Below are 21317 nucleotides of genomic sequence, written 5' to 3' on the forward strand. Positions count from 1 at the left end.
CTGTCAAATGAAATTACACTGCCCCCCCCCGGCGGCGTCGGGTGCTCATGAGGTTAGACCTGTGTGGGGTGCGGCGTCTATACCGGTGCATGAGAACCTCGGCCTGGTTGTCCCCACGAGGTGCCGTCCTTTGGTGGCTCTTCCTATCTGAGGTGGGGGTGGTTGAGTCCGCCGCCGATGAGAAGCATGCGTAGCCGGTAGTGTTCGCGGTTGCGGAAGCCGCGGGCGATGCGGCGGTGGAGCTCGATGAGGCCGTTGATCGCCTCGGTGCCGCCGTTGTTGGCGCGGCCGGTGTCGAAGTAGGCCAGGAACGCCTCGCGCCTCTGCTTCAGGGTCTTCCCGAGTCGCTTGATCTCGGGGATCGGACAGGTCGGCAACGACCGGATGAGGTCCTCCGCGATACGCCGCCCCTCGAGCGGGCTCGTGGCCTTGTAGGCAGACCGGAGCTTCTGCGCGCACAGCCACGCCACGAGGACCTCGTCGTGGCGTTCGTCGACCGCGATCGCCCGGTCCAGCCGGGCGCGTTGCCGGTCGGTGAGCTTCTCGGCACCGCAACGCAGGATCGTGCGGATCCCGTAGAGCGGGTCGTGTTTGCGGCCACGGTGGCCGTGGATCTCTTGTTGGACCCGGCGGCGGACCTCGTCGACGGCTTGGGTGCCGAGCTTGACGACATGGAACGCGTCGAGCACGGCGGTCGCGTCTTCGAGCTGGTCGTCGATGGCGTTCTTGTAGCCGTGGAACGGGTCCAGGGTCGCGACCTCGACACCGTTCTTGAAGCCTTCGCCACGCTCGTCGAGCCAGTCACTGTAGGCCTTCCCAGACCGGCCGGGGACCAGGTCGAGCAGCCGCGCTCTTGGCTTGCCGGACTCGGGATCCGGAGTCAGATCGACCATCCCGGTCAGCTGCTTGGGGCCACGGCCGCCGTCTTCGATGGGGAACTCGCTGACGTGGTGCCACACGTGCTCGTCCACGCCGAGGCGCTTGACGCCGGCGAACCGGGTCTCGTCGTCGGCCATCTCCTGCAGCAGCGGCTCGATCGAGGTCCACACCGTGTTCCAGGTCGTCCCCAGCTGCCGGGCGATCCCGGAGATGCTCGCGTGTTCGCGACGGATCTGGTTGACCGCCCACCAACACGCCCGCGTGGTCAACAACGCCCGCGGCGCCGCGACCTCGGGGTCCTGCTCGGTGAACACCTTGGTCGGGCATGACGGCTCCTCGCAACGCCAGGTCCGCTTGCGCCACACCAACTTCCGTGCCGGGTGGGTACAGGTGTGGGCGCTGGATCCCAAGGGCGGCATGGAGCTCGGCCTCGGTCGTGGCTGCTTCGCCCGGTTCGAGGGCGGTGACCCCGAGGCCATGTGTGCGCTGCTAGAGGAAGCAGTGAGGGTGAAGGACCGGCGTGCTCGCCACCTCGCGGCGACAGGTCAGCGGGTCCACCGTCCCTCGCCGTTGGACCCGCACTTGGTGATCGTCGTGGACGAGTTGGCGACCCTGACGGCGTTTGCTGAGCGGGCTGTGACGCGCCGGATCGACCAGTCTCTGGGGCTGCTCCTGACTCAGGGTCGTGCGGTGGGCATCTCGGTGGTCTCTGCGGTGCAGGACCCCGGTAAGGACGTGGTGACCTGGCGGGACCTCTTCCCGACCCGGATCGCTCTTCGGCTCGATAACCCGATCCAGGTCGACATGGTGCTGGGTGATGGAGCCCGCGACATGGGCGCTCGTGCCGATGAGGTCTCCGAGCTGACGCCGGGCGTTGGTTTCGTCCGCGTTGAGGGAACCAGAGCGATCCGGCGCGTCCGCGCTTCGTACCTCACGGATGAGGACGTGCAGCGCCTGGCGTCGGGCATCCCTGCGATGACACCGCTCGGTGGGTCGGACGTTCCTGGAGAGGACGAGGGGGCGGCGGCATGACTCGCGCCAAGACCGGCACCAGCGACGGCCAGGCGGTGATGCAGCGGCTGTACGGCGTCCCTGTCGAGGGGGTCCGTTGCTCGTCGCCGTTGCGGTCGCGGTTGATGACGTGGGCGTGGCGGCTGAGGGGTCGATGCACGGGTGCCCCGGCGTTCGGTCGGTGGTGGTTCGCGCCCGAGGGCAGCAAGGCCAACGCCCGAGCGCGTCGCTTGTGCGCCTCCTGCCCGGTCCGCCAGCTCTGTCTGGCCTCGGCGCTGCTGCACGGGGAGGAGTTCGGTATCTGGGGAGGTCTTGGTCCTCGTGAACGGCTACCGCTGGTTCGTCGTCTGCGGGACGGTGCTCGGCTGGACGACCTCCTCGAGGATTGGTCGGCAGGGGCCGCGTGATGACCCGGCCCGGATCCGCCTTCGCGGGGTATGACGAGAACGCGCCGCTGGATGCGCCCGTGCTCGCCGACCCCGCCCAGGTGGTCGGGCTGCTCGACCGTTTCCGCGACGGGTCGATGAGCGACTTCACCGACACCCTCGCTGCCGTGCACAACTGCGCCCGCCCGATCCGGCTCGCCGGCTCCTCGCAGACGGTCGATGTTGCGACGGGCGAGGTGCTCGACTCGTTCAGCTCCGAGTCCCTGCCGCTCGGTGTGCTCCACCGCCCGTGCGGCAACCGTCGCGCCCACATCTGCCCGGCGTGCTCGCGCACCTACGCCCGCGACACCTTCGCGCTGATCCATGCCGGGGTCGCCGGAGGCAAGAGCGTGCCCGAGGTTGTTGCGGACAACCCGCTGCTCTTCGTCACGCTCACCGCCCCTTCGTTCGGGCACGTCCACGGCCACCGCAAGGGCCGGGCCTGCCGACCGCGACGGGCCGACGACCGCACCCGGTGCCTGCATGGTCGCCCGCTGTGGTGCTCCCTTCGCCACGGCGAGGACGACCCGGCCAACGGCGCGCCCCTGTGCCCGGACTGCCACGACACGACCTCGGCAGCGATGTGGCAGTGGCACGCCCCCGAGCTGTGGCGACGCTTCACCATCGCCCTGCGCAGGCTCCTGGCGCACCGGCTCACGATCCCCGAGTCGCGTCTCGGTGAGGTCGCGTCGATCCAGTACGCGAAGGTGGCCGAGTATCAATCCCGGGGGCTGATCCACTTCCACGCGCTGATCCGCCTTGACGGTCCCGCCCGTGACGGCATCGGCTCTCCCGCCCCAGCCGGTCTCGACGGGCATGCCCTGGCAGACCTGGTGACTCAGGCCGTGCCGACCGTGACGGTCACTGCCGAGCCGGTCGATGCGTCCGACGAGAGCCGGGTGCTCGCCTTCGGCTCACAGGTCGATGCTCGGGTGGTCCGGGACGGGTTCCGAACCGACGACCCGGACGGGCCGCTGACTCCTGGGCAGGTCGCTGGCTACCTCGCCAAGTACGCCACCAAGGACGCCTCTGGTCTGCACGGTGAAGGACAGCGCCGCCCTCACATCACCGCCCTTCGCCGGACCTGTCACGACCTGGCCGAGCGAGCCGCCCGCCACCATGACCCCGCGCACGACTACCAGCGGATGGGGAAGTGGGTGCGCTGTCTGGGCTTCCGTGGCCACTTCGGCACGAAGTCACGGCGCTACTCGGTGACCCTCGGTGCCCTGCGTCGCGCCCGTGCTCGCTGGCAGGCACTGCACGCCGACGCGGTCCGCACGGGGCAGCCCCTGGACACCCGCGACCTCGAAGCCCGCCTGCTGGCCGACGATGCCGAGGAGACCACCCAGGTCATCGGCTCCTGGTCCTACGTCGGCACCGGGTGGCGCGACAACGCCGAAGAAGCCCTCGCGATCGCGGCTGCGACCCGTGCCCGTGAGTACGACCAGTGGAAGGCCGAGCAGCACCGCACCACACCGTGACCGCGTGCAAGGTCGGGCGCTTCCTGCGCTATCGAGAGAGCGTCGTCATCGCCTGGCTCGATGACCAGACCGCTGCCTGAGTCATGGGTTTCGAGCGGTTGGAGCCGGGGGAGTGGGGCGACTTCCACTTCATCCGTGTCGCACGGGCGAAGGGGGTGCGTTACCGGTGCCGTGCCCGGTTCTGTGGATTCGACGGTCGCGTCCGGCTGGTCGAGAGGCAGGGACGGACGAAGAAGGCGGCACGGGAGTCCTTGGAGTCAGCCTTGGCGGATCTTGCCTCGGAGGAGCAAGGCACGCTCTCGCGCTCGGACACCTTTGATGACGCCGTGCGGGCGTGGCTGGACGACCTCGAAGCTCTCGTGCGCCTCGACGAACGCTCACCCTCGACGGTCGCGACGTACCGCCACGCCTGGCAGAAGCACGTCTCGCCCGCGATTGGTGGACTGCGGCTCTCGCAGGTCAGCGTGCCGGTCGTGGATCGCCTGCTGCTGCGGCTGCACGGTGAGGTGGGTCCGGCGACGGCTCGCACCTCGCGGGCGATCATCTCTGGGGCGATGGGGCGTGCCGTGCGTGAGGGTGCGGTGCCTCTGAACCCGGCTCGTGACGTGCGGCGTCTGTCCTCGCGGCCCAAGCGGCAGCCTCGGGCGATGACCGAGGAGGAACGCGCCGCATGGTTCGTGGCCCTGGCCGCTGACGAGGAGGCGGTCAGTCGGGACTTGCCCGAGCTGACGTCGTTCATGCTGGCCACCGGGTTGCGGATCGGGGAGGCCCTGGCGGTGATCTGGTCCGAGATCGACCTCGATACCGGCACGGTCAACGTGACCTCGACCCTCATCCGGGTGACCGGGCAGGGGCTGATCCGCAAGCGCACGAAGTCGGAGGCGGGGCAACGTCCGCTCATCCTGCCGTCGTGGTGCGTGAGCATGCTCCGTCGTCGTGAGGCGTTGGGCGTCGGCCCGGATGAGCCGGTGTTCGGCTCGGAGCGGGGAACCTTCCGCGACCCGCGCAACGTCTCCCGCTGGTTGGCCGAGGCCAGGACGAAGGCCGGCTTTGACTGGGTGACCTCGCACGTGTGGCGCAAGACGACGGCGAGCATCCTCGACGGGCACGGGATCAGCGCCCGGATCATCGCGGATCAGCTCGGCCACTCGCGGGTGTCCATGACCCAGGACGTGTACCTCGGTCGGCGCTCGGTGGACCCTCGTGTGGTGACCGCGTTGGAGCTGGTAGCACCGCCGCTCCTGGGTTCACGCGATGACCTCAGCGATGACTAAGCGGGTTCCGAGGGGGCGGCCGGGGATGAGAAGCCCTGAAAATGGAGCTGGAGAAGGGACTCGAACCCTCAACCACCTGTTTACAAGACAGGTGCGCTACCGATTGCGCCACTCCAGCGGGCGCACCGAGAAGCACGCGGTGCGCATCGACGATCCTACGAGACTGAGGGCGGACCCTCGCCCCGCTCCTACGGGGTCGGTGTCTGGTCCGCCGGGTCGAGGACGGTCCGCATCCGGTCGCGCTGGAAGCCGTGGTCGATGCCCCACAGAACCGCCTGGGTCCGCGAGCTGACGCCCATCGTGCGATAGGCCGCTCGGGTGTAGGACTTCACCGAGTTGATGCTGAGGTAGGTCCGACGGGCGATCTCCTGGTTGCTCAAGCCCTCCGTGATGAGGGCGACCACCTCGGACTGGCGGGCGGTGAGGCCCTCGGCCTTGCCGGGCCACCCACCCTCGTGCTGCCCCTCGTCCTCGGCCTCCCCCTGGGTTCGCAGGTCGAAGAGCTCCTCGCCGGCGTGCACCCGCTCCAGGGCGGCGACGAGCTCTGCCGCCCCGAGGGACTTCGGCAGCACCGCGCAGACGCCGAGGCGCCGCGCTGAGTCGACCACGGCGTCGTCCACCACCCAGGTGTAGAGCACGGTGCGCTCGACGCTGGGGTCACGGACGATCCACTCGCACTGGTCGTCGAGGACCGAGGGCATGGAGTAGGAGTCGTAGAGCGCGATGTCCACCGTGGAGCGCACCGGTAGCGCGGAGTCGAGCTCGACCACCGCGAGCCGCTCCGCGTACGGCTCGAGCATCGCCGCGAGGCCACGGACCACGAGCTCGTGGTCGTTGACGACGGCGACACGCACGGCAGCGGGTTCGGTGCTCAGGGTCCTGGGCATAGGGGCAACCTACTGCGTGCTCCCGAAACGCCAGGTGAGCAAGCTAAGGGGGTACACCCCAAGGTGGGTGCTCTTCTCTGGCACAAGCCCGAGCCCTCCGTGCAATGGTGGCCGTAGGGCGCGTACCCCGTCCGCCCTTGACGACCCGGAAGGGAAGCTGCATGTCCCCCTCGAAGAAGACGTCCGATGCCCGCCAGGCTGGTCCCGCCAGCGAGCGTGGGCAGGGTGGCGAGCTGCACCAGCGTGCCGGTGACGGCGAGGTGCTGACCACCGCCCACGGCGTGCCGGTCCAGGACGACCAGAACTCGCTGCGCGCGGGTGAGCGCGGCCCGACGCTGATGAGCGACATGGCGTTCCGCGAGAAGATCTTCCACTTCGACCACGAGCGCATCCCCGAGCGCGTGGTCCACGCGCGCGGCTACGGTGCGCACGGGGTCTTCGAGTCCTCCGGCGACCACAGCGACATCACGCGTGCCTCTCTCTTCGCCGAGAAGGGGAAGAAGACCGACGTCTTCGTCCGCTTCTCCACCGTCGCCGGCAACATGGGGTCCTTCGATCTCGCCCGCGACGTCCGTGGCTTCGCGACGAAGTTCTACACCGACGAGGGCAACTGGGACCTCGTCGGCAACAACATCCCGGTCTTCTTCATCCAGGACGCCGTGAAGTTCCCCGACCTGGTCCACGCGGTGAAGGAGGAGCAGGACCGCGGCTTCCCTCAGGCGCAGAGCGCGCACGACACGTTCTGGGACTTCGCCGGTCTCATGCCGGAGTCCACCCACATGACCCTCTGGCAGATGTCGGACCGGGCGATCCCGCGCTCCTTCCGGATGATGGAGGGCTTCGGGGTGCACACCTTCCGTTTCCTCACCGCCGACGGGACGAGCTCGTTCGTGAAGTTCCACTGGAAGCCCAAGCTCGGCCTGCAGTCCGTGGTGTGGAACGAGGCGCTGAAGATCAACGGCGCCGACCCCGACTTCCACCGACGCGACCTGTACGACGCCATCGAGTCCGGCGACCACCCGCAGTGGGAGCTCGGGGTGCAGGTCTTCGACGACGCCTTCGCCGACGAGTTCGACTTCGACGTCCTCGACGCGACGAAGATCATCCCCGAGGAGCTGGTCCCGGTCCGCGTGCTCGGCACGATGACCCTCAACCGCACGGTCGACAACGTCTTCAGCGAGACCGAGCAGGTCGCGTTCATGACCCAGAACGTCCCGCCGGGCATCGACTTCAGCAACGACCCGCTGCTCCAGGGCCGCAACTTCTCCTACCTCGACACCCAGCTCAAGCGGCTCGGCAGCACGAACTTCACCCAGCTGGAGATCAACGCCCCCCGCTGCCCGGTCGCCCACTTCCAGCGCGACGGGCACATGCAGACCGCCCACCAGCGCGGCCGCGCGAACTACGAGCCCAACTCCTTCACCGGTGAGGACCGCGGGCCCCGGGAGGCCGGGGCCGCCGGCCACGTCCCCTTCGCCGAGGAGGTGAGCGGGACGACGAGGCGGATCCGAGCCGAGTCCTTCGCCGACCACTACAGCCAGGCCCGGCAGTTCTGGGTGAGTCAGACCCCGGTCGAGCAGGACCACATCGTCGCGGCCTACGTCTTCGAGCTGGGCAAGTGCGAGATCCCGGCGATCCGCACCCAGGTCATGGCGAACCTGCGCAACGTCGACGAGCAGCTCGCCTCCCGGGTCGCCGACGGCCTCGGGATGGAGCTGCCTGCACCCAGCGAGGCCGCCGTGCAGCCCGTCGACCTCGACCCCTCACCGGCGGTGAGCATCCTCGGCAACGCCAAGGAGACCTTCGAAGGTCGCAAGCTGGGCATCCTCGTCGGCCGCGGCGCGGACGCCGCGCAGGTCGACCGGCTCCGCAAGGCCGTGGAGAAGGCCGGCGGCATGACCCAGGTCGTCGCCGTCGCCGTCGGCGGCGAGAGCCTCTCCGACGGATCGACCCTCGAGGCCGACCACGCGGTCGCCGGTGGACCCTCCGTGCTCTTCGACGCGGTGGCGATCCTCGCCGGCGAGGAGGGCGGGCAGCAGCTCGCGGACGAGCCCGCCGCCCGGGACTTCCTCACCGACGCCTTCAACCACTTCAAGGTCGTCGGCCTGCACGGCGCCGACGCCCTCCTTGCCGCGACCGGCCTGGACGGCAAGACCGACGAGGCGATCCTCGTCCTCGGCTCCGCCGAGGACGTCACGAGCTTCGTCGCCCGGTGCGCGGGACCGCGCCACTGGGACCGCGACATCACCGCCTGAGAGAGAGAGACACACCATGAGAGCACTCACCTGGCATGGCAAGCGCGACGTCCGCGTCGAAGAGGTCCCCGACCCCCGGATCGAGGAGCCCACCGACGCGGTGATCAAGGTGACCTCGACCGCGATCTGCGGCTCCGACCTCCACCTCTACGAGCCGCTCGGCCCGTTCCTGTCGCCTGGCGACATCCTCGGTCACGAGACGATGGGTGTCGTCGAGGAGGTCGGGTCGGAGGTCACCCACATCAAGCCGGGCGACCGGGTCGTCGTCCCGTTCAACATCTCCTGCGGCCGCTGCTGGATGTGCGAGCGCGGCTACACCGCCCAGTGCGAGACGACCCAGGTCCGCTCGCAGGACAAGGGGGCCGCGCTCTTCGGGTACACCGAGCTCTACGGCTCGGTCCCGGGCGGGCAGGCGGAGTACCTGCGCGTGCCGCAGGCCCACTTCGGCCCGGTCCCGGTGCCCGAGGGGGCTCCGGACGAGCGCTGGCTCTACCTCTCCGACATCCTGCCCACCGCCTGGCAGGGAGTGGCATGGGCCGAGGTCGCCGAGGGTGACAGCCTGGCGGTCTTCGGGCTCGGTCCGGTCGGTCTGCTGGCCACCCGGATCGCCCACCAGCGAGGGATCCGGGTCATCGGTGTCGACCGGGTGCCCGAGCGCCTCGCGGCGGCTCAGGCGCACGGCGTCGAGGTGCTCGACATGCGCGAGGTGGACGACGTGCCCTCGGCGATCTTCGACCTCACCGACGGTCGGGGCGCCGACGGGACCCTGGACGCGGTCGGCATGGAGGCCCACGGCAGCCCGGTCTTCGAGACCGCGATCAAGGGGGTCGGGCTCATCCCCGACGCCGTGGCCAAGCCGATGATGAAGACCGCCGGGATCGACCGGCTCGCCGCGCTCAAGGGCGCCATCCGGGCGGTCCGCCGCGGTGGCACCGTCTCGGTCAGCGGTGTCTACGGAGGCATGGCCGACCCGATGCCGATGATGGAGATGTTCGACAAGGGCATCGCCCTGCGGATGGGTCAGTGCCACGTGCGTCACTGGGTCAACGACATCGTCCCGGTGCTGCAGGAGAGCGCCGACGTGCTCGGCCTGGAGTCGCTGGCCACGCACCACCTCCCGCTGGAGGACGCGCCGCGCGGCTACGAGATGTTCCAGAAGAAGCAGGATGGGTGCGTCAAGGTCGTGCTCCAGCCGTGACCACGTCACCTGTCGGGGTCGCCCTCGTCGCCGGGGCGTCGCGCGGGCTCGGTCTCCTCGTGAGCACCGAGCTGGCCCGCCGCGGCTACCGCGTGCACGGGTGCGGCCGCGACGGGGAGTCCCTGGACCGGGCGGCGGCGATCGTCGCCGCCCGGTCCGGCCGGACCGGCGAAGGGGGCGCGTCCCCCTTCGTCCCCGCCGTCTGCGACGTCCGGGACGCCGACGCCGTCCAGGACTGGGTGGAGGCGGTGATCCGGGACGAAGGGGGGATCGACGTCGCCATCCACGTCGCCGGGATCATCCAGGTGGCGCCGTTGGAGTCGGTGACCCTCGGGCACGTCCGGGAGGCAGTCGACACCATGCTTATGGGGCCGGTCCACCTGAGCCTCGCCGTGCTCCCCTCGATGCGTGAGCGGCGGACCGGGCACATCGGCATCGTCAGCTCGATCGGTGGGGCGGTGAGCGTGCCTCGGCTGCTGCCGTACTCGGTGGCCAAGTTCGGCGCCGTCGGCCTCGCAGAGGGTCTCGCCGCCGAGCTCCAGGGGACGGGGGTCACCGCGACGGCCGTGCTGCCCGGGCTGATGCGCACCGGCGGTCACCTCGCCGCCGAGTTCGCCGGCGACGCGCCGGCCGACTACGCGTGGTTCGCTCCCGGCGCGTCGCTGCCGGTCGTCTCGATCGACGCCGAGCGGGCCGCGTCCCGGATCGTCGACGGGGTGCTGGCCGGCAAGCCGCAGGTCGAGCTGACCCCGCTGGCGATCATCGGTCGCAGGGTGCACGGGCTCGCCCCAGGACTGACCACCCGCGTGCTGGGGCTGGTTGCCCGGGCGCTCCCGGACGGCCCCGGACGCGGTCCGGGCATGTCGGACGCCACCCCTGGCGTGACGGGTGCTACGGCCCGCGGGCGACTCGGCTCGCGGGTGGTGAACGGACTCTCGACGCTCGGCGACCGGGCCGCGCGCCGGAACAACGAACCGGGGGCATGAGGTGGAGCTCGACCGTCAGCTCTCCGAGCGAGCCCGCACCATCGGCGCCGAACTGGCGGCAGGGGGCGACCTCGGCCCGGCGCTGAGGATCGCCCGGGAGCTCTCGCCGGTGGCCGTCGACCTCGGGGACGACAGCCAGCGATACCTCTCGACCCTCGCCTCGCTCGCGCACGGCGACCTGACCGTCGCGCGGGTCGTCGAGCCGCACCTCGACGCCCAGGCGATCCTCGCCCAGGCCGAGACCGACCTCTCGCCGTTGCCGGGGGAGGAGGGTGTGTGGGGGGTCTATGCCGCGCACGCTCCAGGCCACCACCTCGCGGGGACGGCCGAGGCCGACGGGATCTGGACCCTCACCGGGCGCAAGCCATGGTGCTCGCTGGCGCGGGAGCTGAGCCACGCCGTGATCACCGCCCACACCGGGCCATCCACGACCCGCGCCTTCGCGCTCTCCCTGGACCACCCCGGGGTCAGTTACCCCGACGATAAGTGGGTCTCCCGGGGGCTGAGCCGGGTCCGCTCGACGAGCCTCGAGCTCGACGGCGTGCCGGCCGTCCCTGTCGGCGGGGACGGGTGGTACCTCTCCCGCCCTGGCTTCGCGTGGGGTGGCATCGGTGTCGCCGCCGCCTGGTGGGGCGCCGCCGCGGCTCTGCGTGACACCCTCCATTCCGCGGCCGGCCGCAGAGAGCCTGACCAGATCGCCCTGTCGCACCTCGGCCACGCCGACGTGCTGGTCCACGCCGCCGGCACCGCGCTGGACGACGCGGCCCAACGCATCGACGCCGGGGAGGGCACCGGGCAGGAGGGTGCCGTCCTCGCGGCACGCGTCCGGGCGGCGTGTGCCGACGTCGCCGAGAGGCTGCTCACCGTGGTCGGCCACGCCCTCGGCCCCGGACCGCTCACCGGTGACGAGGAGCACGCCCGCCGGGCCGCCGACCTCACGGTCTACGTCCGTCAGCACCACGCGGAGCGTGACCTGGCACGTCTCGGCTCGATGATCCGGGAAGAGTCGCTACCCGACGAGGCTGGCGGGTGAGCGCCCCTCGCGCCTTCGACCCCCACGACCCCGGCACGAGCGAGCAGACCTGGCTGCTCGACCAGCGATGGGACGAGGTGCCGGCCCGCCGCCCCGACGAGCTGCTCACCGGTGTGGGGCACGTCGTCGTCCTCGCCGCCCATCCCGACGACGAGAGCCTCGGCCTCGGTGGGACTATCGCGGCAGCGGCCGCCCGGGGTGTTCGGGTCACCGTGCTCGTCGCCTCCGACGGCGAGGGCTCGCACCCCCACTCCGACGTCGACCCGCAGGCCATCGCTGCCCGCCGCCGTGAGGAGGTCGAGCAGGCAGTCCGCCGGCTCGGCGGTGGCCACCCGATCACCCTGAGACGGCTCGGGCTGCCGGACAGCCGGCTGCCCGACCACGTGCCCGCACTGGTCGCCGCGCTCGAGGAGGCTGTCGGGCCGGCCGAAGGCCTCGGCCCCGCAGCAGGGTCGTCGACCTCGATCACGGAGGCGAGACGAACGCTCGTGCTGACCCAGTGGGCGCAGGACGGTCACCACGACCACGCCGCGGTCGCCAAGGCGGCCATGAGCCTGCTGGGCCGAGCCGACCTCGACGTCGCTCACGCGCCGGTGTGGTTCTGGCACTGGGGTACGCCCGACGAGCTGCCCTGGGAGCGCCTCGAGCTGGTCGACCTCGGCCCGGAGGAGCTCGCGGCGAAGACGCACGCGGTCGCGGCCCACCGCAGCCAGGTCCTCCCCCTCGGTCCGAACGAAGGCGGCCAGGCGCTGCTCGGGACGCACGTCCTGGCCCGCTTCGAGCGGGTCGTCGAGACCCTCGTGCGCCAGGAGCCGGTCGGTGCGGCCGGCTCCCGGCCCGGCGCCGGCCAGGCGTCCGGGGCGGCCGACGACGACGCGACCGCAGCCCCCTTCGACGCGATGTACGAGACCGGCGACGACCCCTGGGGCTTCCAGAGCTGGTACGAGCTGCGTAAGCGCGCACTCACGCTCGCCGCGCTGGCGCGCCCCCGTTACCGCTCGGTGGTCGACGTGGGCTGCGCCAGTGGTGAGCTGACCGCCAGCCTCGCGGACCGGGCCGACGAGGTCGTCGCCGTCGACGTCAGCGCGCGCGCCCTCGAGGTGGCGAGCCGCCGTGCGGTCCCCGAGCACTCGCGGATCTCCTGGGTGCAGGGCCGTTGCCCCGAGGTCCTGGGCCGGCTGCCGGGGGCAGGGGAGCACGACCTCGCGGTGCTCTCCGAGATCGGTTACTTCCTCACCGGGTCCGAGCTGCTCGCGACGCTGCGGGCCGTCCGGCGGTTGGTGGTGGACGGGGGTGAGATCGCGCTCGTGCACTGGCGGCACCCCACCCGCGAGATCCCCCTGGACGGTCCGCTCGTCCACGCGCAGGCCCGCGCGGTCCTCGGTGAGCCGCGGGTGGTCTACCGGGACGCGGACCTGCTGCTCGAGATCTACGGCGGTGAGGTGCGATGACCCAGCAGGTGGTGGCGACCCCGTCTCTGTCGACGCTGCGGGCACCCCGGGCGCTCGACGCGATCACCCGGGTGGGGGTGGTCGTCCCCGCCCGCGACGAGGAGGAGCGCATCGCCGCCTGCCTCGACGCCATCGCGCGCGCCGGTGCGCGGCTGCACCGCTCCCGACCCGACATCGTGGTCGACGTGGTGGTCGTCCTGGACCGGTGCGTCGACGGGACCGAGGCGGTCGTCCGGTCGGCGGGGCTGGTGCCGCTGACTGCGGAGGGTGGCGTCGGGACCGCCCGGGCCGCTGGTGCGCAGCACGCGATCGCCCGGGCACGGGCCGCCGGCGTCGGTGACCGGGCGCTCTGGCTGGCCTCGACCGATGCGGACAGCGAGGTGCCGGAGCACTGGCTCCAGGTGCACGTCGAGCTGGCTGAGAGCGGCCTCGACGCCGTCTTCGGCACGGTCGAGCCGTCCGGCGCCAGCCCAGCGGTGCTCGCCGAGTGGCGTCGGCGCCACTGCCTCGCCGAGGGCCACCCCTACGTCCACGGAGCCAACCTCGGGGTCCGTGCGGCGACCTACCGGGCCGCAGGTGGTTACCCGCCGCTGGCTCGTGACGAGGACGTCACCCTCGTCGCGAGCATCAAGTCGACCTCGCCGAGATGGGTGGCGACCGACCGCTGTCGGGTCGCCTCGTCCGGACGGCTGGAGGCCCGCTGCGTGGGGGGCTTCGCCGACTACCTCGGAGCTCTCGTGCGCGAGGTCGGCTGATGCGCGTCGCGGTGCTGGCGACATCCCGGCACCGTCTCCGCCAGCCGTGGACCGGCGGGCAGGAGGCGGTCACCGGTCTGCTCTGCTCGGGGTTGCGCAGGCGTGGGCACGAGGTGGTGCTGCACGCGCGGGCCGGCAGCGACGCCAGCCTCGCCGACGAGCTCGTGCCCTATCCCGACCTCCCGCCGCTCTCGGCTGTGAGTGCGCTCGACCCGCACCTGCCTGAGCCGGAGTTCCTCCGCGACCATGCGGCCTTCACCCACGCGGTGGCCTCCGTGCTGCGGGACGGCCGGATCGACCTCGTGCACAACCAGAGCCTGCACCACCTGCCGCTGTCGATGAGCGCCGTGCTCCCGCCGGTCGTCACGACGCTGCACACGCCGCCCTTCCCGTGGATGGAGATGGGGGTGGCCCTCGCGGACGAGCGGGTGCGCTACGTCTGCGTCAGCGAGGCCAGCGCACGGGACTGGACCTGCCTGCCCGCGCCGCCGACGATCATCCCCAACGGGGTACCGGGCCACGGCCCGGTGGGCCGCGGTGGCCCCGACCTCGTGTGGGTCGGCCGGATCACGCCGGAGAAGGGGGTTGACCTGGCCATCGCGGCCGCACGGGCAGCGGGGCGACGCCTCGTGCTCGCCGGGCCGGTGGGCGAGGAGGTCTACTACCAGCAGAGGGTGCGTCCCCTGCTCGGAGCCGACGTCGAGCATGCCGGCCACCTCGACTCGGCCGGGCTGGTCGAGCTCGTCGGGCGGAGCGCGGTCTGCCTGGTCACCCCACGCTGGGAGGAACCCTTCGGGATGGTCGCGGCCGAGGCGATGGTGCGCGGCACCCCCGTGGCCGGGATCGCTCGCGGGGGGTTGACCGAGGTCGTGCGACCCGAAGGGGGAGTGCTCGTCCCCGACGGTGACGAGGACGAGCTCGTCCGTCGCCTCGCAGACGCGATCGGGCCCGCAGAGCAGCGCGACCGGGACGAGGTCGCCCGGTGGGCCCGCTCGAGTTGGGCGGTCGAGACGATGGTTGAGCGCTACGAGCGGCTCTTCGAAGAGGTCCTGTCCGCGGAGGGCGCGCGTGCGGAGGGTCCCCCGTGAAGGTCGGCGTCTACGTCCACCACGACGGCGGCGGCCATCACGCCCGGGCCCGTGTCCTGCGCGCCGCCCTGGAGGAGCGCGGGGCCGAGGTGACCCTGCTCGGCTCAGGGCCCGGGGTCGACGTCACCCTCGACCGGGACGACGACGGTCCGGCCGCGGACTCACCGGTCGACGCCGACGGGGGCGGGCGGCTGCACTGGGTGCCTCTGGGGCACGACGGGTTGCGTCGCCGAGCCGCGGCGGTGTCGGGGTGGCTCGCGCAGTCCCGACCCGACGTGGTCGTCGTCGACGTCTCGGTCGAGATCACCGCCCTGGTCCGGCTGCACGGCGTGCCGGTGGTCGTCGTCGCCCAGCCGGGCCTTCGCGAGGACCCGGCCCACCACCTCGCCTACGACCTCGCTGCGGCGATCGTCGCCCCGTGGCCCGAGCTGCCCCTGGACCCCGCTCCGCACCTCGCCCGCTGGCCCGGCAAGGTCGAGCGGGTCGGTGGCCTCAGTGCCCTCGAGCGGCACGGGTCGTCGCCAGCCCGGACCGACGACGGGCTCCTGCTGGCCGGTCGAGAGGGCTGGGCACAGCCGGACCTCACCCGCCGGGTCGTCGCCGCGGTCCCGGACCGACACTGGGAGCTCGCCGGCGGCGAGCACTGGGTCGACGACGTCGCCGGGCTGATGGCCGCTGCGGGCATCGTCGTCAGCCACGCCGGCCAGGGTGCCGTGGCCGACCTCGCTGCGACCGGTTCGGCCGCGGTGGTCCTCGCCCAGCCCCGCCCCTTCGCCGAGCAGGAGCACATGGTCGCCGCGCTCGAGGCTCTCGGGTGCTGCGCGACCGTGGGGCGTGCCGCTGCCGAGCAGCCCGACACCCTCGACTGGCTCGGGCTGGTCGAGAACGCGCTCGCCCGAGCCCGTCGCTGGCCGTCCTGGCGCACCGAGGGCGCGGCGGACCGCGCCGCCGAGGTCGTCCTCGCGGCGGGAGAAGGCCGCCATGCCTGACGAGAGCGCGGTGACGGTCGTGACGATCGCGCACGGCCGCCACGATCACCTCGTCCGGCAGCGGGAGGTGCTGCGCGAGGTCGCAGCGGGGGTTCCCCACGTCGTCGTGGCGATGGAGGACCCCGAGATCGGTCGCCTCCTCGAGGGCGACCCGGACGTCGTCCTGCGGGAGGTCCCCGCAGACGCGCTTGGTCTTCCGCTCGCGGCGGCCCGTAACCTCGGCGTCGCCACCGCGATCGACGAGGGGGCCGAGCTCGTCGTGCTGCTCGACGTCGACTGTCTGCCAGGTCCTGATCTCCTTCGCCGGTACGCCGAGGCGGCCCGCGCCGCGCCTGGAGACATGCTCTGCGGCCCGGTGACCTATCTCGCCGCAGGCGTCAGGCCCACCCGCGCGGCCGAGCTGACCGCCCTCACCTCACCCCACCCGGCCCGACCGGCACCGCCCGACGACCAGGTCGTGCGGACCGCGGATCACGACCTCTTCTGGTCCTTGTCCTTCGCCGTCACCCCGGCGACCTGGGCCCGGGTCGGAGGCTTCTGCGAGGAGTACGTCGGCTACGGCGGCGAGGACACCGACCTCGCCTGGAGCGCACGCGACCGGGGGGTCGGTCTGTGCTGGGTCGGCGGTGCCCACGCCTACCACCAGTGGCACCCCGTCTCGGCGCCCCCGGTCGAGCATCTTCAGGACATCGTCCGCAACGCGCGCATCGCGCACCGGCGCTGGGGACGCTGGCCGATGAGCGGCTGGCTGACCGCCTTCGCCGAGCGCGGACTCATCCGGTGGGAAGGGAACGATGTGAAGGTGCTGAGGGACCCCCCTTCGCCCGACTAGGCTCCTGAGGGTGAGCGACATCACCCAGCAGCGCACCCTGTCCACGCAGATCCCCGGCCCGAGATCCGCCGAGCTGCAGCAACGCAAGCTCGCGACCGTGTCCGACGGGGTCGGCACCGGGCTGCCGGTCTACGTTGAGCGCGCCGAGGGCGGCATCCTGCGCGACGTCGACGGCAACCAGCTCATCGACCTCGCCTCCGGCATCGCCGTGACGACTGTCGGCAACCGCAACCCCCGCGTCATGGAGGCCGTGCGCCGTCAGGTCGAGGACTTCACCCACACCTGCTTCATGGTCACCCCCTACGAGGAGTACCTGCAGGTCTGCGAGGCGCTCGCCGAGCTCACCCCGGGTGATCACGCCAAGAAGTCGGCGCTCTTCAACTCCGGTGCCGAGGCGGTGGAGAACGCGGTGAAGATCGCCCGGCACGCCACCGGCCGGACGGCGGTCGTCGCCTTCGAGCACGGCTACCACGGCCGGACCAACCTCACCATGGCACTCACCGCGAAGAACATGCCGTACAAGGACGGCTTCGGCCCCTTCGCCCCCGAGGTCTACCGCGCGCCGATGGCCTACCCCTACCGCTGGCCGACCGGCCCGAAGCAGTGCGCCGACGAGGCCTTCGAGGCCTTCACCTCGACGGTGCACGCGCAGGTCGGTGAGCACAACACAGCGGCGGTGATCATCGAGCCGATCCAGGGCGAAGGGGGTTTCATCGTGCCGCCGGAGGGGTGGCTGCGCCGGGTGTCGGAGTGGTGCACCGAGCACGGGATCCTGCTCATCGCCGACGAGGTGCAGTCCGGCTTCTGCCGCACCGGTGACTGGTTCGCCTGCGAGCACGAAGGGGTGGTGCCCGACCTCATGACGACGGCCAAGGGCATCGCCGGCGGGATGCCGCTGGCCGCGGTCACCGGTCGGGCCGAGCTCATGGACGCCGTGCACGGTGGCGGCCTCGGCGGCACCTACGGCGGCAACCCCGTCGCCTGCGCGGCCGCGCTGGCCAGCATCGAGTCGATGCGAGAAGACGACCTGTGCGCCCGCGCGAAGGAGATCGAGGCGATCCTGACCGCCCGTCTGCAGACGCTGGCCGACAAGACTGGCGTCATCGGGGACATCCGCGGACGAGGCGCGATGGTCGCCGCCGAGCTGGTCAGCGACCTCGACCTGAAGACCCCCGCCGCCGAGCTGACCGCCGCGGTCAACAAGGCCTGCCACGCCCGCGGGGTGGTCACCCTGACCTGCGGCACGTACGGCAACGTCTTCCGCTTCCTGCCCCCGCTGACGATCAGCGACGAGCTGCTCGGCGAGGCGATGGACGTGCTCGACGAGGCCTTCGCGGAGGCGCTCGGCTGACCCGCGCCGACGGCGACGAAGGGGGAGCGGCGACGCTCCCCCTTCGCCGTGCCCCGATTAGGTCTACGAACCCCCGTAGTACTACGGTAAGCCGCGCAGGGACATCCAGGCGGAACGAGCCACAGGGAGTCACAGAATGACCGCCACAACACGCACCACGGATCGCGTCAACGACGGCCGACGCGGAGTCATCTTCCAGGAAGAGGTCGTCACCTCTCCCATCGCGCGGTACCTCCTCGCGGCACTGCGGATCGTCCTCGGCTGGACCTTCCTCTGGCCCTTCATCGACAAGCTGTTCGGGCTCGGCTACGCGACCGAGGCCGGCCGCGGCTGGCTGGACGGCGGCTCGCCTACGACCGGCTTCCTCACCAAGAACCCGGTCGTCGTCGAGGGACCGCTGGGCGGCTTCTTCGCCAACTTCGCCGGGGGATTCTGGGACTGGCTCTTCATGTTCGCCCTGGCGGGCATCGGCATCGCCTTCCTCTTCGGCGGCGGTCTGAAGATCGCGGCCTGGGGCGGCGCCCTGCTCATGGCCCTCATGTACCTCGCCGAGCTGCCCATCGGCCGCCCGGACATGGGCTTCACCAACCCGATCACCGACAGCCACTGGATCGAGGGCATCGCGCTCCTCGCGCTGGCCTACACCTACTCCGGTGACACCCTCGGCCTCGGCAAGTGGTGGGGCAAGATCGTCGGCAACGGCATCCTGCGCTGACCACCTGATCAGCCTCCACGGAGCGGCTCGCCCTACGATGGGCGGGCCGCTTCGTCGTGCCGGGCCGGCGCGACGACGGACGAAGGGGTGAGATGCGCGAGGAGACCACGCGGTGGCTGACCGCGCGCACCTGGACGCACGCAGACTGGACCGTGCCCGAGCTGCTGCGGGCCAAGTCCGAGCTCGGCTCGCGGATCAGCGTCGTCATCCCTGCTCGGGACGAGGAGGCGACCGTCGGCGATGTGGTCGCGGGGATCCGTCGCGAGCTCATCGACGCGGCAGATGCCGACCACGGTGCGGCGCTGGTCGACGAGCTCGTCGTCATCGACTCGCACTCGCGCGACCAGACCGCCGAGGTGGCTCGCGCAGCGGGGGCGCAGGTGCACGCCGTCGGCGCGATCCGCCCGGACCTGGGCGAGCACCCGGGCAAGGGCGAGGCGCTGTGGAAGTCGCTCTTCGTCACCACGGGCGACCTCCTCGTCTTCGTCGACGCCGACCTGCGGCTCTGGGGTCCCCACTTCGTCACCGGGCTGCTCGGTCCGCTCCTCGCGGAGAGCTCGGTGCAGCTGGTCAAGGGCTTCTACGACCGGGTGCTCGACCACGGTGACGGGGAGCCCAGCGTCGAAGGGGGGAGGGTCACCGAGCTCGTGGCGAGACCGGTGCTCGACCTGTGGTGGCCGGAGCTCGCCGGGGTCATCCAGCCGTTGGCGGGGGAGTGGGCTGCCCGGCGTCCGCTGATGGAGTCGATCGAGGTGCCGACCGGCTACGGGGTTGAGATCGCCGCCCTCATCGACACCCACGCCGCGCACGGTCTTGAGGCGATCGGCCAGGTCGACCTCGGGGCGCGGGCGCACGAGCACCAGAAGGACCACGACCTCGCCGTCATGGCCGCCGAGCTGCTCGCGGTCGCCCGGTCGCGCTGCGACGAGGATCCCGGCGTGCGCGGCGGGGCACTCCACCAGTTCACCCGAGAGACCGGATGGCGCGAGCGGCCGGTGCCGCTGGTCCAACGGCCGCCGGCCGGCCCCCTTCGCCGTGCCCTCCCCACCTCCGAGGAGGCGCGATGACCCTGCGACTCGGGCGCAGGTCCTTCGCCGACACGGACCTGCTCGTCATGGCCATCGTCAACCGGACGCCGGACTCGTTCTACGACAAGGGGGCGACGTTCGGCGACGACGCCGCGATGGCCCGGGTCGACGCCGTCGTCGAGCAGGGCGCGGACCTCGTCGACATCGGTGGGGTCAAGGCGGCTCCCGGCGGTGAGGTGAGTGTCACTGAGGAGATCGGGCGGGTCGTCCCCTTCGTCGCGGCGGTGCGCCAGCGCCATCCCGACCTCGTCATCAGCGTCGACACCTGGCGAGCGGAGGTGGCCCGCGAGGCCCTCGCCGCGGGCGCCGACGTGCTCAACGACGCGTGGGGCGGCGCCGACCCCGAGCTGGTCGACGTCGCCGCCGAGCACGACGCCGCCCTGGTCTGCACGCACACCGGGGGCGCCGCGGTGCGCACCCGCCCGTTCCGCACCGGCTACGAGAGCGACGTCGTCGGGCAGGTCGTCGCGGGCGTCGTGCGCTACGCCGAGCGTGCCCTCGATGCCGGGGTCGCCCAGGAGTCGATCCTCATCGACCCGGCGCACGACTTCGGCAAGAACACCCACCACACCCTGGAGATCACCCGGCGCCTCGACGAGCACGTCGCCACCGGGTGGCCGGTGCTCGTGTCGCTGTCGAACAAGGACTTTGTCGGGGAGACGCTCGACCGGCCCGTCGACGAGCGGGTGGTGGGGACGCTCGCGACGACGGCGGTCTCGGCATGGCTCGGCGCGCGGGTCTACCGGGTGCACGAGGTCGCCGAGACCCGGCAGGTGCTCGACATGGTCGCCACCATGCGCGGCGACCGCCCGCCCACCCGGACGATCCGGGGCCTGGCATGACGCTCGTCGCCGCCGCCATCGTCCCCGCCGCACCGGCCCTCCTTCCCCGGATGGGTGGCGCCGCCGACCCGCTCCGCCCTCTTCGCCAGGTCTCGCGCGAGGCCGTGGCCGACGCCGTCGCGAGCGCTCCCGGGGCAGGGGTGGTCGTGGTGAGCGGATGGGGCCACAGCGACAGCGGAGGCGCCGCTCGTCGCCCCGTGCGCCGGGACTGGCCGCTCGACGCGCCGTCAGGGGCGGAGCGGTTCACCACCGGGCAGGTGCCGCCAGGTGCGCTGCCGACCGGTCTGGAGATCGGGCGCCAGCTGCTCGCTGACGGCACCGAGGCGCGTCTGGTCTCGGTGGCCGACGACGCCGCTCCGCACGAGTGCCTGGCCCTCGGTGCCGACCTCGTCGCCGATGGGCCGACGGTGCTCGTCGTCGTCGCCGACGGCAGCGCGAAGCGCACGGTCAAGGCCCCCGGTCACCTGGACGAGCGGGCCGAGGGCTTCGACGCCGGGCTGTCACGGGCGCTCGCGGCGGCAGACGCCGATGCACTGGCCGCGCTCGACCCGGTCCTGGCCGACGAGCTCTGGTGCCGCGGCCGCGCCGCCCTGCAGGTCCTCGCCGGGGCGGCAGGCGGGTCCCCCTTCGCTCCCTCGGTCGACCACGACGAGGCGCCGTACGGGGTCGGCTACCTCGTCGCCACCTGGACCCCGCCCCCCAGATCGCGACCTACCACGCAGTAGTGGTCGTGATCACGACCACTACTGCGTGGTAGGTCGCGACCCGAGAGGCCCG

The 21317-nt window shown here is 71.8% G+C and carries 19 protein-coding genes, 1 tRNA gene and 1 pseudogene; 18 read left to right on the top strand and 3 right to left on the bottom strand.

The window, feature by feature from the left end:
• Nucleotides 1-143: 143 nt before the first annotated feature.
• A pseudogene (locus tag FB557_RS02880) lies at nucleotides 144-1250 on the bottom strand (ISL3 family transposase); the annotation flags it as partial.
• Between the two features lie 46 nt (nucleotides 1251-1296).
• Here FB557_RS02880 and FB557_RS02885 point away from each other — a divergent pair.
• The 4 genes from FB557_RS02885 (at nucleotide 1297) to FB557_RS02900 (ending at nucleotide 5070) form a co-directional block, all read left to right on the top strand.
• Nucleotides 1297-1911, top strand: a complete 615-nt coding sequence (locus FB557_RS02885) for a hypothetical protein (RefSeq protein ID WP_144855434.1) — start codon at nucleotides 1297-1299, stop codon at nucleotides 1909-1911.
• 104 nt (nucleotides 1912-2015) lie between these two features.
• The gene (locus FB557_RS02890; protein WP_144856040.1) at nucleotides 2016-2297 is read left to right on the top strand and encodes a WhiB family transcriptional regulator; all 282 of its coding nucleotides are present in this window, start codon (nucleotides 2016-2018) and stop codon (nucleotides 2295-2297) included.
• Nucleotides 2297-3796, top strand: a complete 1500-nt coding sequence (locus FB557_RS02895; protein ID WP_144855435.1) for a replication initiator — start codon at nucleotides 2297-2299, stop codon at nucleotides 3794-3796. The genes FB557_RS02890 and FB557_RS02895 overlap by 1 nt, the downstream gene beginning before the upstream one ends.
• An 83-nt stretch (nucleotides 3797-3879) precedes the next feature.
• Nucleotides 3880-5070, top strand: coding sequence for a site-specific integrase (locus FB557_RS02900; protein WP_144855436.1), 1191 nt, complete (start codon nucleotides 3880-3882; stop codon nucleotides 5068-5070).
• A 42-nt stretch (nucleotides 5071-5112) separates the two neighbouring features.
• Here FB557_RS02900 and FB557_RS02905 read toward each other — a convergent pair.
• A tRNA-Thr gene (locus FB557_RS02905) sits at nucleotides 5113-5188 on the bottom strand.
• Nucleotides 5189-5258: 70 nt separating this feature from the next.
• Entirely contained in the window at nucleotides 5259-5957 is a 699-nt protein-coding gene (locus tag FB557_RS02910; protein WP_144855437.1) for a response regulator transcription factor, read from the bottom strand.
• Between the two features lie 161 nt (nucleotides 5958-6118).
• Here FB557_RS02910 and FB557_RS02915 point away from each other — a divergent pair, with 161 nt between their 5' ends.
• The 14 genes from FB557_RS02915 to FB557_RS14100 all read left to right on the top strand — a co-directional run bounded on the left by FB557_RS02915 (nucleotide 6119) and on the right by FB557_RS14100 (nucleotide 21265).
• A complete protein-coding gene (locus FB557_RS02915) occupies nucleotides 6119-8212 on the top strand; it encodes a catalase (protein WP_144855438.1) in 2094 nt (697 codons plus the stop codon).
• Nucleotides 8213-8228: 16 nt separating this feature from the next.
• On the top strand, nucleotides 8229-9410 hold the full coding sequence (locus FB557_RS02920; protein WP_144855439.1) for a zinc-dependent alcohol dehydrogenase: 1182 nt from the start codon (nucleotides 8229-8231) through the stop codon (nucleotides 9408-9410).
• The gene (locus FB557_RS02925) at nucleotides 9407-10396 is read left to right on the top strand and encodes an SDR family NAD(P)-dependent oxidoreductase (RefSeq protein ID WP_144855440.1); all 990 of its coding nucleotides are present in this window, start codon (nucleotides 9407-9409) and stop codon (nucleotides 10394-10396) included. The genes FB557_RS02920 and FB557_RS02925 overlap by 4 nt, the downstream gene beginning before the upstream one ends.
• A gap of 1 nt (nucleotide 10397) precedes the next feature.
• Nucleotides 10398-11429, top strand: a complete 1032-nt coding sequence (locus tag FB557_RS02930; protein ID WP_144855441.1) for an acyl-CoA dehydrogenase family protein — start codon at nucleotides 10398-10400, stop codon at nucleotides 11427-11429.
• On the top strand, nucleotides 11426-12880 hold the full coding sequence (locus FB557_RS02935; RefSeq protein WP_144855442.1) for a PIG-L family deacetylase: 1455 nt from the start codon (nucleotides 11426-11428) through the stop codon (nucleotides 12878-12880). Before FB557_RS02930 ends, FB557_RS02935 begins: the two co-directional genes overlap by 4 nt.
• Nucleotides 12877-13635, top strand: a complete 759-nt coding sequence (locus FB557_RS02940) for a glycosyltransferase family 2 protein (protein ID WP_246074342.1) — start codon at nucleotides 12877-12879, stop codon at nucleotides 13633-13635. Before FB557_RS02935 ends, FB557_RS02940 begins: the two co-directional genes overlap by 4 nt.
• Nucleotides 13635-14723 (top strand): glycosyltransferase, encoded by a 1089-nt coding sequence (locus FB557_RS02945; protein ID WP_144855443.1) that lies wholly within the window; start codon nucleotides 13635-13637, stop codon nucleotides 14721-14723. The genes FB557_RS02940 and FB557_RS02945 overlap by 1 nt, the downstream gene beginning before the upstream one ends.
• Nucleotides 14720-15712: a glycosyltransferase gene (locus FB557_RS02950; protein WP_144855444.1), complete on the top strand. Its 993-nt coding sequence runs from the start codon at nucleotides 14720-14722 to the stop codon at nucleotides 15710-15712. The genes FB557_RS02945 and FB557_RS02950 overlap by 4 nt, the downstream gene beginning before the upstream one ends.
• Nucleotides 15705-16544 carry a glycosyltransferase family 2 protein gene (locus FB557_RS02955; protein ID WP_144855445.1) on the top strand — a complete coding sequence of 280 codons (840 nt, stop codon included), beginning with the start codon at nucleotides 15705-15707 and terminating at the stop codon, nucleotides 16542-16544. The genes FB557_RS02950 and FB557_RS02955 overlap by 8 nt, the downstream gene beginning before the upstream one ends.
• A gap of 10 nt (nucleotides 16545-16554) precedes the next feature.
• Nucleotides 16555-17895 carry a 4-aminobutyrate--2-oxoglutarate transaminase gene (gabT, locus tag FB557_RS02960; RefSeq protein ID WP_144855446.1) on the top strand — a complete coding sequence of 447 codons (1341 nt, stop codon included), beginning with the start codon at nucleotides 16555-16557 and terminating at the stop codon, nucleotides 17893-17895.
• A 136-nt stretch (nucleotides 17896-18031) separates the two neighbouring features.
• Nucleotides 18032-18610: a DoxX family protein gene (locus FB557_RS02965; RefSeq protein WP_211356465.1), complete on the top strand. Its 579-nt coding sequence runs from the start codon at nucleotides 18032-18034 to the stop codon at nucleotides 18608-18610.
• A gap of 92 nt (nucleotides 18611-18702) precedes the next feature.
• The gene (locus FB557_RS02970; RefSeq protein WP_144855447.1) at nucleotides 18703-19677 is read left to right on the top strand and encodes a glucosyl-3-phosphoglycerate synthase; all 975 of its coding nucleotides are present in this window, start codon (nucleotides 18703-18705) and stop codon (nucleotides 19675-19677) included.
• Nucleotides 19674-20540 (top strand): dihydropteroate synthase, encoded by an 867-nt coding sequence (folP, locus tag FB557_RS02975; protein ID WP_144855448.1) that lies wholly within the window; start codon nucleotides 19674-19676, stop codon nucleotides 20538-20540. Before FB557_RS02970 ends, folP begins: the two co-directional genes overlap by 4 nt.
• The gene (locus FB557_RS14100; RefSeq protein ID WP_170236160.1) at nucleotides 20537-21265 is read left to right on the top strand and encodes a class III extradiol ring-cleavage dioxygenase family protein; all 729 of its coding nucleotides are present in this window, start codon (nucleotides 20537-20539) and stop codon (nucleotides 21263-21265) included. The genes folP and FB557_RS14100 overlap by 4 nt, the downstream gene beginning before the upstream one ends.
• The last annotated feature ends 52 nt before the right edge of the window (nucleotides 21266-21317 follow it).

It is taken from the genome of Marihabitans asiaticum, assembly GCF_007828725.1.
Lineage (GTDB): Bacteria > Actinomycetota > Actinomycetes > Actinomycetales > Dermatophilaceae > Marihabitans > Marihabitans asiaticum.